This window comes from Parapedobacter sp. ISTM3, assembly GCF_016533505.1.
Classification (GTDB): Bacteria; Bacteroidota; Bacteroidia; order Sphingobacteriales; family Sphingobacteriaceae; genus Parapedobacter; species Parapedobacter luteus.
In genome coordinates, this window is the sequence record NZ_JAENGN010000001.1 from 143,763 (window position 1) to 159,226 (window position 15,464).

Genomic DNA, 15,464 nt, shown 5'->3' on the forward strand with positions numbered 1-15,464 from the left:
TTATGGAACGCTCAATCTATCCGGGGAAACCTTATCCATTAGGAGCCACATGGGATGGCGAAGGAGTGAACTTCTCCCTTTTTGCCGAAAATGCTACAAAAGTACAGCTCTGCCTGTTCGATGGCGATGCGGTGGATGCCCGTGAGGAACGTATCACCCTCACGGAACGCACCCATCAGGTGTGGCATGGTTACATTCCCGGCCTGCCGCCGGGCCAACGGTATGGCTACCGCGTGCACGGACCTTTTGACCCGCATGCTGGGCATCGGTATAATCCGCACAAGCTGCTGCTCGATCCGTACGCCAAAGCGGTATCCGGTGTGGTCAATATGCATGAGGCGCACCTGGGATATGAAGTGGGCCACCCTGATAGTGATTTGAGCTTCAGCAAGGTGGATAGTGCACCCTATGTGCCCAAATCTGTAGTCATTGATCCGGCATTCGATTGGGAGGGCGATACGCAGCTCAATATTCCTTTCCATAAAACCATCATCTATGAGGCCCATGTAAAAGGATTGACCAAGCTCAATCCGGAAGTTCCCGAAGCACTACGTGGTACCTACGCCGGGCTGGGTCATCCGGCAACGGTACGCTACCTCAAAGAACTGGGCATTACGGCCATTGAGTTGATGCCGGTGCACCAGTTTGTCAACGATCGGCAGGCGGACGGCCTGTCCAATTACTGGGGGTATAATTCTATCGGTTTCTTTGCTCCTGAAGCGCGCTATGCGGCTTCCGGGACCATGGGCGAGCAGGTGCAAGAATTTAAAAATATGGTCAAGGCACTGCATGCCGCGAACATCGAAGTGATCTTAGATGTGGTATACAACCACACCGCGGAAGGCAACCACTTGGGGCCTACGCTATGCTTCAAAGGCGTTGACAACGCCGCCTACTATCGGTTAACAGACGATTGCCGGTATTACATGGATTACACCGGAACCGGCAACACGTTGAATGTCAATCTGCCCAATGTCTTACGGCTAATTATGGACAGCCTGCGGTATTGGATCACGGAAATGCACGTTGACGGCTTCCGCTTTGATTTGGCTGCCACGCTGGCACGCGAGCTTCATGAAGTGGACCGTTTGAGTGCTTTTTTTGATATCATCCACCAAGACCCGGTGATTTCGCAGGTGAAGCTCATTGCTGAGCCTTGGGACCTCGGCGAAGGGGGTTACCAAGTGGGTAATTTTCCGCCCGGATGGGCCGAATGGAATGGCAAATACCGCGATTGCGTACGTGATTACTGGCGTGGCGCAGAAAGTACGCTATCTGAATTTGCGGAGCGCTTTACGGGGAGCTCGGACCTGTATCAGGATGATTACCGGCGGCCGACAGCCAGCATCAATTTCGTGACCGCCCATGACGGATTTACACTGAATGACCTGGTGTCTTACAACGATAAGCATAATGAAGCGAACGGCGAAGACAATCGCGATGGCGAGAGCCACAACCGCTCGTGGAACTGCGGTGCTGAGGGTCCGACCGATGATGTGGAGGTCAACGCGCTGCGTGCGCGGCAGAAGCGCAATTTCCTGACGACACTCCTGCTATCGCAAGGCGTGCCTATGCTGTTGGCAGGCGACGAGGTGAGCCGGACGCAACAGGGGAATAATAATGCGTATTGCCAAGACAACGAAATTTCATGGTTCCATTGGGACAAGCTGGATGAGAGACTACTGCAATTCACCCGCAAAGTCATCGCCCTCCGCCGTAAGCATCCGGTGTTCTGCCGCCGGAAGTGGTTTACCGGACGGCCTATCAAGGGCATCGGCGTGGAAGATATTGCCTGGTTTCTGCCGGACGGCCGGGAAATGCCAGACGAAAACTGGGACCATGACTTCGCCCGCTCGCTGGCGATATTCCTTAGTGGCCACGGTATCCACTCCCTTGGTGAGAAAGGAGAGCGCATCATCGATGATAGCTTTTACTTGATTTTCAATGCCTACCATGAACCGCTGGATTTTGTGTTGCCCAAAGACAAGAAATACGGCCGCGCATGGGAAAAGGTGATTGATACAGCTTTGGAAGCGGATGACGCTGACGGAGATACTTATCAAGCTGGCGATACGGTGCAAATCGTTGGCAGAGCCGTTCACGTGTATCGGCAAGTTAAATAGCCGGAATCCTGTACTGAATCAATGCTTGCTGATTTATAGCCTGACTACGCTGGTGCGGTGCATTGCGCAGGGCCAGGGCTGGCGCTAGCCGTTAAGAGCGCCTATAAACGAAATCAACGGGGATGTGCCGTTTCATCTGCGATGAATTAACAGTCAGGAGGCTGGCAACGATAGACAACAGACCGAACGCTACATGCGGCATGTAGGTGTCTTCATAAAAGTAAAATAACCAAGGCGAAGCAACCAAAAAGATACCCGTAAAGAGGTCGCCCCACAGGTGGGTAGACATGGCTATTTTTTTGGAAACTCCACCTTCGTAGTTGGTGAATAACGACATGACAATCACCATAAAGCCCAAAGCCATCATGATATTTCGGGCGGCTGGTATGGCGGCAAAACCAAAGAGCCAGGGGCTGGCCAGCATGGCGATGCCAGAAAGGTAATCAAGTACGGCGTGTACGGGTCTACTAATGAATCGCATGATGGGTGTGTTTTAGTGGTCATTGATGAATTGGCGGCATGCCTCGCTGCATAGCAAACATGCCGCGGCACATTGCTGGCAATAGTCTTCTTCCTGCTTGTCACATTCCTCGGCGCAAAGCTTGCAAACAAAGTCGCAAACGGCAAGTAAAGACGGTACGAGTACCGATTTCCGCTTTATCGAGCGCACCAATAGCATACACGTGTCGGCACAATCCTGGCTTAAGCGAATGCAAGTAGCCAACGCACCGACGCGCTCGGAAGCCAAGCAAGCGGCCGCACATTTTTCACTACTCAGTGCACAGTGCCAAAGTTTTTCCAATACGGCGTGATAGCGTTCGTCCATGATTTACAAGTTAAGTGGTGGCGTCGTCGCGGTGCTCCAGCCGTACGACAATGCCTTCATCTCCATTGAGGTAAATGTTTTCGCTAATTATCGTGTCTTCCATCTCCGGCGATGTTGCGACGACCACCTGTCCGTGGAGGTAGGGTTGCTGGCTTTGCCGGTATCGGCAAGGGCGCGACGTCAGGTTCAAGACCACCAGAAAGCTGTCGCCATCCGGTGAATCACGCCGGTAAACTATTACCTGATCGTTGGAAAACAGCGGCGTGTAACTTCCCTGGTTCAATGCCGGTTCCGAATTTCGCAATTCGATGAGCTTGCGGTGCAAGGAAAGCATGGAGAAAGGGTCGTCACGTTGCCGCTCCACATTGACACGGCGATAGCGCTTGTCTACCCGAAGCCACGGCTTGGCCGTGGAAAACCCGGCATGTGCCTCGCCAGACCATTGCATAGGCGTGCGGCAGGGGTCGCGGCTTAAATCTTTCTCGGGCATATTAAGTCCTTGCGGGTCTTGCATTTCTTCGGCCGGAATGGCTACATCACGCATGCCTATTTCATCGCCGTAATATAAGGTGGGTGTGCCTCGCAGGGTGAGCAGCAGCATGGCCGCTACCCGTGCTTGGGATTCGCCCACGCGGCTGACGATGCGTGGATTGTCATGATTGCCCAAAACCCAGTTGGGCCATCCATTAGCGGGCAGCGCGCCTTCGTATTGGTCTATCGCTGCGGCAATCTCCTGAGCTTGCCAGGGCAACCGCACCAGCAGGAAATTGAACGGCATATGTGCCCCGTCATTTTGCGCACCATAGTACGTCATGAGCTGCTGTATGGGCAGATACACCTCGCCGATGAGGACACGCTCGTCATACGCGTCAGTCACTTCCCGCATACGGGCAACAATCGCGTGCACCTCAGGTTGGTCGGTCGAGTAAACGGGCAGCAGTTGATCGTAAGTGGGCTGGCTTTCGGTATAATCCGGATTCACCGGGTTGTCGCGCAACTGGGCGTCTTTGATAAGGTGCCACATCACATCGACACGGAAACCGTCGACACCTTTATCCAGCCAAAAACGCATGACATCATACATGGCTTCCTGCACAGCTTCATTACGCCAATTGAGATCCGGCTGTTCTTTGAGAAACCCGTGGTAGTAGTATTGCCGCGTATGGGCATCCCACTCCCAAGCGCTGCCGCCGAATACGCTTTTCCAGTTGTTGGGCTCACCGCCGTCGGGCTTGCCGTCTTGCCAGATATACCAATCGCGTTTGGCGGACGCTTTTGAGCTCTTTGATTCGACAAACCAGGGATGGAGGTCTGAAGTGTGGTTGGGCACAAAATCCAAAATAACCTTCAGGCCGCGTTGGTGTGCTCCCTGCAGAAGCTGCTCGAAATCGTCCATTGTGCCAAACAGCGGATCGATATCCGTATAGTTGGCGATATCGTATCCAAAATCGGCCATGGGTGAAGGATAAAACGGAGATATCCAAATGGCGCGTACACCTAACCATTGGATGTAATCCAACCGATGCATAATCCCTTGCAAATCACCAATGCCATCTCCATTCGCATCGTAGAACGAGCGCGGATAGATTTGATAAATGACACCGGTTTTCCACCAAGGCGAATGGGTTGTCAATGAAGTCATGAGCGCTGTGTTTACTAGAACCTTACCTCAGGCGTATCGGTGACCGAATCCGGATCCAGACGGTTTACGCTGGTATCCAGGGGGTGAATGGAATCGCCGACACTGTCCCGGCGCACGGGGTCGTCCCCGCGTGGCGGTGTGTGCGTGCATGAAAGTAAGGCCAAACAGATCGTTGCTAAAATTAGTGTTTTCATCGCGTTATCGTTTTATGTTGTTGAAGCAAATACCAGTACACTTACCGGTGGTAGGGCAAGCGCATCCGGGCTTGCGGCAGCGCCGTGTTGCAGGTCTGCCACCGTGGAGTCTAACAAACATATCCACGTTGTGTTTGGTGGAAGCGTATAGGGGAGCGGTTGATCCCCGAGATTAAACAGTGCCACCAGCGTTGATTGCCCGGCTTCGTCCTGCCTGATCATACTCCAGGCGCGCTCGCTGAGGACGTCAACTCGAGTGCCGGCTTTGTTGAAGTTTTGCAGGGCCTTGTGCGTGCGACGAAGATGGATGAGCCGCTTATACCACGTCAACAGCAGCCGGTAGTTGCCCCATGTGCGCTTAGACCAATCGAGTATGCATGCCCGGAAGGTATCCTCTGCCTGCGGATCGGGCGGTTCTTCGTCGCCAAGAAAGTGTGCGAACTCACGCTTTCGGCCCTCTCGGACCAGCTTTACCAGCTCGGGGTCGCTATGGCTGGTAAAGTAGAGAAAAGGGTTGTCTTCACCGTACTCTTCGCCCATAAATAGCATGGGGACGTAGGGCGATAAGAGCGTGGCCGCCGCGGCAACACGCAATTGGGCGTCTGTAAGCAACACCGATAAGCGCTCACCGTTTTTGTGGTTGCCCACTTGATCGTGGTTTTGGATAAAGGAGATGAACTTGAACCCGGGGATGCCTGCTGATGAAGCGCCGTATTTCCGTTGCCGAGCCTTGACGTACTCGCCGCTGTGCACAAAACCTTCAGTATAAGCTTTGGCCAGCTGGTGCACGGTGCCAAAATCTTCATACCGTTCCTTGCCCTCCGGATAGAGCAAGACGAACAAAGCGTGGTGGAAGTCGTCGAGCCATTGGGCGTCGAACCCATAACCGTTGGTTTTGGCGTTTTGGATGACCCGGGGGGCGTTGAGGTCGCTCTCGGCGATCATATGCACCGGTTTTTGCGCGTGCTGCGTATAGCACTCGACCACTTCATTGATGTATTGCAGCACATGTATGGCCCCCGTATCAATGATGGCGTGAATGGCGTCCAACCGCAGACCGTCGATGTGAAAATGATGAAACCAATGGAGTGCGTTGGCCGCGAAATAATCGCGTACACCATCTGACCAGGGGCCATCAAAATTCAAGGCTGACCCCCAAGGTGTTTGGTAAGCATCGGTAAAATACGGTCCAAACGCATTGAAATAATTGCCCTCCGGACCCAAGTGGTTGTACACGACGTCGAGAATGACGGCGATGTCATGGCGATGGCAGGCATCCACCAGTCGCTTCAGCCCATCGGGGCCACCGTAGGATGCCTGCACAGCGTAAGGAAACACCCCGTCGTATCCCCAGTTGCGTGTGCCGGGAAACTGGGCTACGGGCATGATTTCAATCGCATTGATGCCGGTGGCGACGAGATCTTCCAGGCGGGGGATGATGGCATCAAACGTCCCGGCTTCGGTAAACGTGCCCACGTGAAGCTCATACAAAACCAACTCGCTGAGCGCTGGATTTTCCCATGCCTGATCCGACCACCGGAAGGCACCGTGATCGACCACCGCGGAAGGGCCATGAACACCTTCCGGCTGGAAGTGGGAGGCCGGATCTGGAAAGTCACCTTCCCCGTCGGGCTGGTAGTAATAGCGGGTGGCGGGCGAACAGTCATCGACGGTTGCCTCGTAATAACCATCGGCGCTCTTGATCATGGCGATGCGTTTTTCCACCGGGGAAACGATATGGAGGGTCATGGTTCGCTTTAATGGTGCCCACACACGGAAAAAGCACGTCCCGTCGGGCCGAAGATGGGCTCCTGTTGTAATGATTGGCAGTTGTTGCATGATGTCTCGGTTTGCTGTTGGTGTGTTTATCATTTTTCATGCCTAATCGGAATAGGTGGCCCCTGGTGTTGCAGGAATGCCGGATGACCTGCTTGTCGTCCGAGCCACTGTCCATTTTTGTGGTGTGTTTGTCAAGACAACTGTACTTCCTTTCCTTTCGCGGACGGCGCAGTAGCAGCACTTGACGACGATCGGCTCCCTTTCGTAAGGATTCTGGCAAAGTTTCGGTTGTACGGCGCGCGAAGACCAAGTGGGCGGAAATCTGGCATGCCGTTGGAACCTGAAGTTGGACAGCTGAGGCTACTACAGGTAAGGTGCATGGATAAGGAAGACATTAAAATCAACGATTGGGAGCGTATCCTCCTTGGCGATGCTCCTGCTATCTTCCTGGTGGAAGTATTGCTGAGAACCATTGTTGTGTACTGTGCGTTACTGCTGGCCTTGCGTTTGATGGGCAAACGGATGACCGGTCAGCTGTCTGTTACGGAAATGGCCGTGATGATTACACTCGGGGCAATTGTGTCCGTACCCATGCAACTGGCAGACCGCGGTGTACTGCTGGGGTTGCTCGTGCTATCTTGTGCGCTGCTGTTTCACCAAGGCATCAACTACTGGCAGCTGTATAGCAAGCGGGCGGAGCAGCTCGCAGAAGGCCGCGAAAGCTTGCTGGTAAAAGACGGTGTCTTACAGATGGAGGCCATGAAAGCAAACAAAATTTCGCGCCAGCAGTTGTTTGCGGCACTGCGAAACAAGCAGATCTTTAACTTGGGGGAAGTGAAGCGCGTATACCTGGAAGCGGCAGGCTTGTTTTCCATCTTTACGTTTGACAAGCCGCAGCCCGGGATGCCAACGATGTACGAAATGGATGAAGAGGTGTATACGCGGCCTGTGGAAGAAGGACAATGTTATGTGTGTGATACGTGTGGGACGTTGTTTGGCGACCATAAGCCGGAAGAAGGGACGTGCTGCACCAACTGCGGAAGCATACGATGGATAACAGCGATTCGATAAAAACCACGCTATGGAAAAACAAGATATTCAACTGTCAGACCTGCCCCGGATACTGTTTGGGGAAGTGCCGGGCATCTTTTACGTGGAGGTGATCTTCCGAATAGCCATCATTTACCTGGTGCTAATGGGTTCCATGCGCCTGATGGGAAAACGAATGGCTTCGCAAATTGGCAGGAATGAAATGGCGGCGATGGTGTCGCTTGCAGCGGCTATCGGTGTGCCGCTGCAGGATCCCAGTCGCGGCATCTTGCCAATTTTTGTGATCGCTTTCGTGGTCATGCTTTTTCAGAGCGTCATAGCCGCGCGTGCGGCCACCGACCAGCGGTTCGAACGGATAAGTCAGGGCAATGTGGAATTGCTTATTACCGATGGTGTACTCAACCTGGAAGGGATGAAGAAAAGCCGATTATCCAGAGGAAGGCTTTTTGCCCAACTGCGGGCTTCGCAAATCACGCATCTGGGGATGGTAAGTCGCCTATTTCTGGAAGCTAATGGCACCTTCAGCCTGAAGCCCAATCCGGAGCCAACTGCGGGGTTGCCCGTGATTCCCAGCTGGGACAAAGATTTCCTGGCCACCATGGAGACGGACTCCGAACAGGTAGCATGTGGGCACTGCGGAAAAGTCGTGGCCAAAAAGGAACAGCCGCTTACCTGCGCCAGCTGCCATCGGGCCAATGAATGGTCTATCGCGGTAAAGTGAGCGCGACAGCCCGCTTATTGCCGTTTGACAAACTTATGGAACGTGCTGACCTCGCCGTCGGCTTTCGTCTCCTGGTACAGGAAATCCAGGTTTTCCTCATCAAATTCCTGGAAAAAGTCCTCCCAGGGGATTTCTTTCAGGGTATCCTGGTTTTCGCTGTTTTCAGGAAAATGAATACGAAGGATGCCCTCGTCGTCTGAATTGCCGCCTGTACCTTTTACTTTTGCCGGAACTCCGCCGCGCTCGGCGGCCCAATTTTTTATCTCGTCGTGGTCGTGAGTTTGCTTGGATGTGCTCATGGTTCAAGAAATGTGATATTAGTTATAGCTAATCTTGTGTGCCTTTGTCCGGATTGCGGTTGGGATTTTTGACACGGACATTCTGCGCCGGTGTTTCCTCATCTTCCAAATAGCGGTCCGTCACCTGCTGCTCGCCTTCGGGATTGGTCACCGCGAATGCATCCCTGAGGTTGGTGCCGCCTTTGCCCCGGCCTGCTGGTCTGCCCTTCCGCCGGATGTCGTTTTCATGCCTATCAGTTCCCATATCGATACTCGTTTTGTTAACATTTTTTATTACTAAAACCAACAGCCGCGTTTTTATTTTGTTTTAAAGCACCGTATTGTTTTAAAAAACTGATAAACAGATTGAATTTTTATAAACAAAATGTTAAGCAACATTGTTAGCCCGGTAAAGAGGAATGACTACCATGATTGAAAACGAAAAAGTTGCACATCCGTTCGAGGCAGCGGAGCAAGCGAAGAACAACGAAAGAAAAAAAAGCGAGAGGAAAACGGACAGGCTGCAGCAAAACCGTAATCAGGAAAGGAACCACAAAGACCTAATCCCGAAATGGTATACGGGTATTACCAAACCTTCCTGCGATGGGATGATTTGGTAGCCACCATCGAATGGTGAGCTAATCCATTAATGTTCGAGTTTGGGAACCCTATTTGGTGTGGCTTCTCCCGTGACAATGCTCTTCGCCCCTAAGGCGATGGCCTTGATGGAAGAAGCGATATTTTCAACATTTAGGGTTTCCACCTCATCGTTTACCGTATGGTAGTATTGGTCCTGATCAATCTGAACCGTTGAAAAGGTATGTGCAGGTACACCTAATGCCGCCAACGACGCGTTGTCACTGCGATAGAAAAGATTTTGGGTAGGATATGGGTCCGGATGGAAAGTAAAATCCGTTCCTTTGACATTTTGTTGCATGAGTTCAGCCAAATTGGACTGGCTGTATCCTGTCACGTATAGCGAGTTGGGTCCGAAAGGCGCATCTTTGCCAATCATCTCAATATTGATCATGGCCACGACCTTATCGGCATTGATCTGCTGCGAAAAGTACTTTGATCCCACCAAACCGAGCTCCTCGGCGGTAAATGCTACAAACAGCAGCGTGCGCGCATTGTCATTGCGTTTCTTGTAATAGCTTGCCAAACTGATGACGGCCGATACACCGGAGGCATCGTCATCCGCGCCGTTGGCAATGGAGTCTTGCCCCACCGGCTGGATGATACCGATATGATCATAATGGGCCGAAAAGATGACATACTCATCAGGCTTGGATTTGCCGGGTAACACACCCACAAGGTTAAATAGGGGCAGCTCTTCAATCGTATTGGTAAAACTCACACGGAATGACTGGGGGATCTGATCGGCCAGTACGTACACGACCGAAGGGGTCGGTGAAGCGGCCGCTTGCTGGTTGATTCGGCCGCGCATTAAAATGCCCCTATACCGCTCGAACAATTGGCTAAAACTGGGATCAACCACGACGATGGCGTCTTTGCCCCCCGTAGATACGTCGCGGAAGCGTTGGGCGAAGTCCTCACCCGCCTTGATCTGCACAAGCGATACCCCCGGTTCGGTATTCCAGTTCATGCCCGGGCTGTTGCTCGATATGATGATATGCTCCTGTGGAATTTCTGTGCCGTCAAAGGTGACCTCCCACGTGGCCGGACTGATCCGCGTCACCAGGAATGTCTGGCGATAGTCATCACCGACATAGGGCGCTAGCCCGATTTTTCTGAATTCCGTGGCGATGAACTGGGCGGCCCGTTCAATGCCGGGCGTAAAGGAACCTCGGCCCTCCATCTCGTCTGCTGCCAATGTGTTTAATATCCGGGCCACTTCTTTCGTATCTACGACCTGATCCAACGGCTGGCGCACGGCGCATCCGGCTAAAAGCCATGCAACTACGACAAAAGGGGTGACTATCCTACGCATAATGACGATTTTGAACAGCCAAATGTATGCATTTTCCTGATTATCTTGTTAGCTTTGTAGGATAACCTTATATTGATAAGACATGAAAGAAATTACGGTCGAAGAGCTCAAGGAGAAAATAGACAAGAATGAGGACTTCCAGTTGATAGATGTGCGCGAGGAGTTTGAATATGAAACATCAAACCTTAATGGCAAAAATATCCCCTTGGCGGAGGTCGTGCTCGAGAAAGATAAGATAGCCCGTGATAAACCGGTGGTGGTTCACTGCCGTAGCGGCAAACGGAGCGCGCAAGCTATCCTATTGCTCGAAAGGGAAGGATTTGACAACTTATACAACTTGCAGGGTGGGATACTGGCGTGGCGTGACGCATTTGATCCCGATATGCAAGTGTATTAATCGGCTACGGGAGCGCCATGAAAAGGCATTTTTTATATAACACCTTGCTGAATATTGGGCTGATCTTGATGATATTCAGTGCCGTGGCCGCTTATAACAGCAAGCAGTATCCGGTGCTGGCCATCTCTGTCGTGATCGTGTGTGTGCTGGTCTATTTGAAATACCGGCTACTAAAACAGGTACGCCAAATGACCAACAAGAGGTGATTGGCTGTATGCCGCTTAGGTAGTTTCCGCTAGGCGGACAAGTTCGTGCCCATTCATGATAGGAATTACCGATACGGTATCCTGCTGCAAACAGAAGGAGATGTCTGCGTCAATATTAAGCCGCTGCATGCGTTTGCTGTGCGAGGCTTTACTCAGGTAGGCCTTCAGATTGTCCTTGGCCTCCAGGTACAGGCTTTCCGCGGCATGTGCTGCATCGTCCAGCTCAATGCCGCCGGTGTTAAGGCGGTTGGCTAATGCGCCTGCAAAGACCGTATCCTCCAGGCTGAACTGATTTTTCCATCCAGCGCAGACCATGAGTACATGGTGGTTTTGGCTTTGTAACCAGCGTGACAAGGCGCTGATGTTCAGGAATGATCCGGCAACGACAGCTGTAGCGCCGGCGCTCCACTGAATGGCACGGGTACCGTTTGTGGTGGTCAGTACGACTGTCTTTCCGCCTACCTTGTCCGCAGTGTAGGAAAAGGGTGAATTGCCGAAATCAAAGCCTGTTACCACTTCGCCGTCACGCTCAGCTGCTAGCAGGTGGCCATTTCCCCGATAGGCCAAGCATGCCTCAACTTCGGCAACGGGGATGATTGCTTTTGCACCGTTCGCCAGCCCGTAGCATATCGACGAGGTAGCCCTGAAAATGTCGATAACGACAGCAATGGTGTCATCAAGCGGATAAAAGGGCAATAACGCCGGGCTCAGGCAAACACGGATGCTTTTAGGGGCCATGCGTTATTTGACAAACGGAGGTTTTACAACCACGGCTTTCACCCGGTTGTTTCGTATCTCAATGTAAACGTCGCTGCCTTCCTTGGCATGGTCAATGGCAACGTACCCCAAGCCGATGGACTTTTTAAGCGTGGGCGACTGCGTACCTGACGTGATCCGCCCGATGGGGTTGCCGTTGGCATCCACGATGCCGTAGCCATGGCGGGCTATGCCGCGGTCCATCAGCTCAAACCCAATCAGTTTATGTTTTAGGCCAGCTTCTTTTTGCTTTTTTAGCCCCTCGGCATTGACAAAATCCTTGGTAAACTTGGTCACCCAGCCCAACCCGGCCTCCAAGGGCGACGTCGTGTCGTCAATATCGTTGCCGTAAAGGCAAAAGCCCATCTCCAGCCGTAGGGTATCACGTGCCCCCAACCCGATGGGTTTGATGCCGTAGTCGGCACCGGCCTCAAAAATGGCGTCCCATACGGCCTTAGCGTGCTCATTAGCCACATAGACTTCGAAGCCGCCGGCCCCTGTGTAGCCCGTAGCGGACACTAGGACATTGTCGACGCCGGCAAACGTGCCTTTCTTGAACGTGTAATACTCCATGGTGGCCAGATCAATATCCGTAAGGCTGGCCAGTGCCTCCGCGGCTTTTGGCCCCTGTATGGCAAATAAAGAAGTTTCATCCGAGATGTTTTTCATTGTCACGCCATACGTATTGTATTTAGCGATCCAGTCCCAGTCCTTTTGAATATTGGAGGCGTTGACGACCAGGAAGTAGGTCTTCTCGTCGATGCGGTAAACGAGAAAATCGTCCACGATGCCGCCGGTCTCATTGGGAATATAAGCATATTGTACTTTTCCGTCATAAAGTTTGGATGCATCGTTGGAACTGATCTTTTGCACCAGATCCATTGCACGGTCGCCTTTGAGGATGAATTCGCCCATGTGACTGACGTCAAACACGCCCACGCCGTTGCGGACGGTCTCATGTTCGTCATTGATGCCCGAATACTGGACAGGCATATTGAAACCGGCGAAAGGGACCATCTTGGCTCCCAGGGCTACGTGTACGTCGGTGAGGGCGGTGTTTTTAATCATGGATGCAAGCGATTTGTTTCGGGGCAAAGCTAATGAAACCTACCCGAATTGCCAATCAAAAAGAAAGATGAACCACGTGCCGCGGGCCAATGTGCCTCAATGCCTGCAAGCGTGCAGGCATCGGGCGCGTTGGCGCGAGTTCACTCTGCAGTAAGCAGAGCTGCTTACCGCAGGCAGGCTTGTCGCTACGACCTCACTCGGGCTTGCGGCTGAGCAACAGCACTTCATTTACATTGACTTCAGTGACATAACGCGTGATCCCCTCCTTATCTACGTACTGGCGGTTGACGAGTTTGCCCTCGATGGCAATCTCAGAACCCTTGGTGAGGCTCTTCTCGGCGAAGACTGCTTGCCTACCCCAAAAAACGAGGTTGTGCCACTGCGTGTCCGATACCCACTCGCCCTGGCCGTTGCGATGCCGCTCGTTGGTCGCAATGGAGACGCGGGCCAAGCTTCTGTTGTTGCTGAAGGTTTTGACTTCGGGATTGCTACCTAAAAATCCCGTGAGGCGTACACTGTTTTTTAACGTGTTCATGATAGTAATACAAATTAGTGAAACAAGCGATTAACGAACGATGGACTTCCAGTGCCATCGACGGAGCAAAAATGGGCAACCGAAAGGCAATTAGTCGGATGATAAACGGATATATCCGTTTATAAACGGTTATAATCGGCTAACATTACGGTATCATCAAGCTGCATCCGGTAGCTGTTTGCTGAATGGCGATGTGGCTTGCATGAGCCGGATGATAATTATCCGGAAGGGTGAGTGTATTGGAGATAAAACCGAATTTACCTAAGTTTGTTCCATTAGCTTAGCATATGACCCTAAAAATTTATCAAATCGATGCCTTTACCGACCGCGTATTTTCCGGCAACCCCGCTGCGGTATGTCCATTGGATGCCTGGCTGGACGATACGCTCATGCAGCAAATTGCTATGGAAAATAATCTAGCAGAGACGGCTTTCTATGTACGCCGGGGAGGTGACTACGAAATCCGGTGGTTTACCCCAACCGTGGAGGTTGACCTTTGCGGCCATGCGACGTTGGCGTCAGCCTTCGTCTTGTTCAACTACGAAGGCTATGGCGGAGATACCATTCGTTTTCACTCGTCACGCAGCGGAACGCTCCCGGTGAAGCGTGAGGGCGAGTACCTTACCCTGAACTTTCCGACCGACGTGCTGGAGCCAGCTGCGCTGACCGCTGAATTGACGGCAGGCTTTGACATCGTGCCCCTTGCCGCCTACCGGGGAAAAACCGATTACATGCTGGTATTCGAAAACGAAGCCCAAGTTCGGTCGGTTAAGCCGGACTTGGGCCGGATCGCACAGTTGGCAGCCCGGGGTGTCATCATTACGGCCGCAGGCAATGAGGTCGACTTTGTCTCCCGTTTTTTTGGCCCGCAATCGGGCGTTGATGAAGACCCGGTGACGGGTTCTGCACATACGACCTTAATCCCATATTGGGCAGACAAGCTTCGTAAAGACACGTTGGTAGCCAAGCAGCTTTCGGCCCGTGGAGGATGGCTCCAATGCAGATACTTAGGAGATAGGGTGGAGATAAGCGGGCAGGCAAAGCGGTATTTGGTCGGCGAAATCCATGTGGTGTAGTCATTGCTTTTTAGTACCTTTGAAAAATTTGGCCCCGTTGGGCTCATTTATTGAATACCAAAAAGGATAAAAACGATGTCAATCACGAGTGAATCGGAATGGATTGGGATGAAAAACGTCAGTGAGGTGGTCGCCACAACACTACGGGAGATGCGCGATTATGCAAAGCCCGGTATGACGACCAAGGCGCTGGACGATTTTGGTCGGCGGCTCCTGGAAGCGCAGGGGGCAAAACCGGCACCGACCTTGACTTACGGGTTCCCGGGTTGCACCTGCATTAGCCTGAACGGCGAAATAGCGCATGGGGTACCTGGCCAGCATCGTATCATGCAAGAGGGTGATCTGGTAAATATAGACGTTTCGGCAATGCTCAACGGCTTTTGGGCCGACAACGGCGGGTCATTCGTCTTGGGGCAGGATAGCCATGGGCATCAACGGTTGGTAGATACTTCAAAACGTATTTTGCAAAAGGCGATCGCCCATATCCGGGGTGGGGTGCGCATCGCTGATATTGGCCGGTTGATTGAAACCGAAGCGAAAAAGTCGGGGTATACCGTCATAAAAAATTTGACAGGCCACGGCGTTGGCGGGGGGTTACATGAAGAACCCCATGAGATAGCCAACTACTATGATCGGTTTAATCGAAACCGGTTTAGGAAAAACACCACCGTGGCCATCGAAACGTTTATATCAAGCCGCTCTACACACGCTGTAACGGCAGACGACGGATGGACCTTGGTGGGAGATAAAGGTGGTTTTGTAGCTCAGCACGAGCATACTATTGTGGTGACCGATGGCCCCCCGATTATCTTGACAGCGATGAATGGAATTGGAAACTGATAGGAGGAAAGCGTAGATACCG

General features: G+C 52.4%; 19 protein-coding genes. 8 read left to right on the forward strand and 11 right to left on the reverse strand.

Annotated features, from left to right (window positions below; translation table 11 throughout):
* Positions 1-2: 2 nt before the first annotated feature.
* On the forward strand, positions 3-2,123 hold the full coding sequence (glgX, locus tag JHJ32_RS00680; RefSeq protein ID WP_079717339.1) for a glycogen debranching protein GlgX: 2,121 nt from the start codon (positions 3-5) through the stop codon (positions 2,121-2,123).
* Between the two features lie 91 nt (positions 2,124-2,214).
* On the opposite strand, the gene JHJ32_RS00685 is transcribed toward glgX, so the two are convergent.
* The 5 genes from JHJ32_RS00685 to treZ are packed head-to-tail and all read right to left on the reverse strand — an operon-like array spanning position 2,215 to position 6,624.
* Positions 2,215-2,604: a hypothetical protein gene (locus JHJ32_RS00685; RefSeq protein ID WP_079717338.1), complete on the reverse strand. Its 390-nt coding sequence runs from the start codon at positions 2,602-2,604 to the stop codon at positions 2,215-2,217.
* Between the two features lie 12 nt (positions 2,605-2,616).
* On the reverse strand, positions 2,617-2,949 hold the full coding sequence (locus JHJ32_RS00690) for a four-helix bundle copper-binding protein (protein WP_139378681.1): 333 nt from the start codon (positions 2,947-2,949) through the stop codon (positions 2,617-2,619).
* 10 nt (positions 2,950-2,959) lie between these two features.
* Positions 2,960-4,591, reverse strand: a complete 1,632-nt coding sequence (locus JHJ32_RS00695) for an alpha-amylase family glycosyl hydrolase (RefSeq protein ID WP_079717336.1) — start codon at positions 4,589-4,591, stop codon at positions 2,960-2,962.
* A 14-nt stretch (positions 4,592-4,605) separates the two neighbouring features.
* Positions 4,606-4,785, reverse strand: a complete 180-nt coding sequence (locus JHJ32_RS00700; RefSeq protein ID WP_079717335.1) for a hypothetical protein — start codon at positions 4,783-4,785, stop codon at positions 4,606-4,608.
* A 12-nt stretch (positions 4,786-4,797) separates the two neighbouring features.
* The gene (treZ, locus tag JHJ32_RS00705) at positions 4,798-6,624 is read right to left on the reverse strand and encodes a malto-oligosyltrehalose trehalohydrolase (protein WP_079717495.1); all 1,827 of its coding nucleotides are present in this window, start codon (positions 6,622-6,624) and stop codon (positions 4,798-4,800) included.
* 318 nt (positions 6,625-6,942) lie between these two features.
* On the opposite strand from treZ, the gene JHJ32_RS00710 reads away from it, so the two are divergent.
* Positions 6,943-7,635, forward strand: a complete 693-nt coding sequence (locus tag JHJ32_RS00710) for a DUF421 domain-containing protein (RefSeq protein WP_233632418.1) — start codon at positions 6,943-6,945, stop codon at positions 7,633-7,635.
* 10 nt (positions 7,636-7,645) lie between these two features.
* Entirely contained in the window at positions 7,646-8,335 is a 690-nt protein-coding gene (locus tag JHJ32_RS00715; protein ID WP_079717333.1) for a DUF421 domain-containing protein, read from the forward strand.
* Between the two features lie 14 nt (positions 8,336-8,349).
* Here the strand turns inward: JHJ32_RS00715 and JHJ32_RS00720 are convergent, their stop codons facing one another.
* The gene (locus JHJ32_RS00720) at positions 8,350-8,634 is read right to left on the reverse strand and encodes a hypothetical protein (protein ID WP_200119204.1); all 285 of its coding nucleotides are present in this window, start codon (positions 8,632-8,634) and stop codon (positions 8,350-8,352) included.
* Between the two features lie 28 nt (positions 8,635-8,662).
* A complete protein-coding gene (locus tag JHJ32_RS00725) occupies positions 8,663-8,878 on the reverse strand; it encodes a hypothetical protein (RefSeq protein WP_079717331.1) in 216 nt (71 codons plus the stop codon).
* 163 nt (positions 8,879-9,041) lie between these two features.
* Between JHJ32_RS00725 and JHJ32_RS00730 the strand changes: the two genes are divergently transcribed.
* Complete coding sequence (locus JHJ32_RS00730; protein ID WP_079717330.1) at positions 9,042-9,233, forward strand: hypothetical protein; 192 nt, start codon at positions 9,042-9,044, stop codon at positions 9,231-9,233.
* Positions 9,234-9,259: 26 nt separating this feature from the next.
* Here the strand turns inward: JHJ32_RS00730 and JHJ32_RS00735 are convergent, their stop codons facing one another.
* Positions 9,260-10,564, reverse strand: a complete 1,305-nt coding sequence (locus tag JHJ32_RS00735; RefSeq protein ID WP_079717329.1) for a M20/M25/M40 family metallo-hydrolase — start codon at positions 10,562-10,564, stop codon at positions 9,260-9,262.
* A gap of 82 nt (positions 10,565-10,646) precedes the next feature.
* Between JHJ32_RS00735 and JHJ32_RS00740 the strand changes: the two genes are divergently transcribed.
* Both JHJ32_RS00740 and JHJ32_RS00745 read left to right on the forward strand, forming a co-directional pair.
* Positions 10,647-10,961, forward strand: a complete 315-nt coding sequence (locus JHJ32_RS00740) for a rhodanese-like domain-containing protein (RefSeq protein ID WP_079717328.1) — start codon at positions 10,647-10,649, stop codon at positions 10,959-10,961.
* 17 nt (positions 10,962-10,978) lie between these two features.
* The gene (locus JHJ32_RS00745) at positions 10,979-11,167 is read left to right on the forward strand and encodes a DUF6358 family protein (RefSeq protein WP_079717327.1); all 189 of its coding nucleotides are present in this window, start codon (positions 10,979-10,981) and stop codon (positions 11,165-11,167) included.
* Positions 11,168-11,182: 15 nt separating this feature from the next.
* Here JHJ32_RS00745 and JHJ32_RS00750 read toward each other — a convergent pair whose 3' ends face one another.
* The 3 genes from JHJ32_RS00750 to JHJ32_RS00760 form a co-directional block, all read right to left on the reverse strand.
* Positions 11,183-11,905: a 2-phosphosulfolactate phosphatase gene (locus tag JHJ32_RS00750; RefSeq protein ID WP_200119205.1), complete on the reverse strand. Its 723-nt coding sequence runs from the start codon at positions 11,903-11,905 to the stop codon at positions 11,183-11,185.
* 3 nt (positions 11,906-11,908) lie between these two features.
* Positions 11,909-12,988 (reverse strand): glycine cleavage system aminomethyltransferase GcvT, encoded by a 1,080-nt coding sequence (gene gcvT / locus JHJ32_RS00755; protein WP_200119704.1) that lies wholly within the window; start codon positions 12,986-12,988, stop codon positions 11,909-11,911.
* A gap of 196 nt (positions 12,989-13,184) precedes the next feature.
* Positions 13,185-13,526: a single-stranded DNA-binding protein gene (locus tag JHJ32_RS00760; RefSeq protein ID WP_079717324.1), complete on the reverse strand. Its 342-nt coding sequence runs from the start codon at positions 13,524-13,526 to the stop codon at positions 13,185-13,187.
* Positions 13,527-13,813: 287 nt separating this feature from the next.
* Between JHJ32_RS00760 and JHJ32_RS00765 the strand changes: the two genes are divergently transcribed.
* Together JHJ32_RS00765 and map are read left to right on the forward strand one after the other, a co-directional pair.
* Positions 13,814-14,602, forward strand: a complete 789-nt coding sequence (locus JHJ32_RS00765; RefSeq protein WP_200119206.1) for a PhzF family phenazine biosynthesis protein — start codon at positions 13,814-13,816, stop codon at positions 14,600-14,602.
* Between the two features lie 75 nt (positions 14,603-14,677).
* Positions 14,678-15,442, forward strand: coding sequence for a type I methionyl aminopeptidase (gene map / locus JHJ32_RS00770; RefSeq protein WP_079717322.1), 765 nt, complete (start codon positions 14,678-14,680; stop codon positions 15,440-15,442).
* Positions 15,443-15,464: the final 22 nt, after the last annotated feature.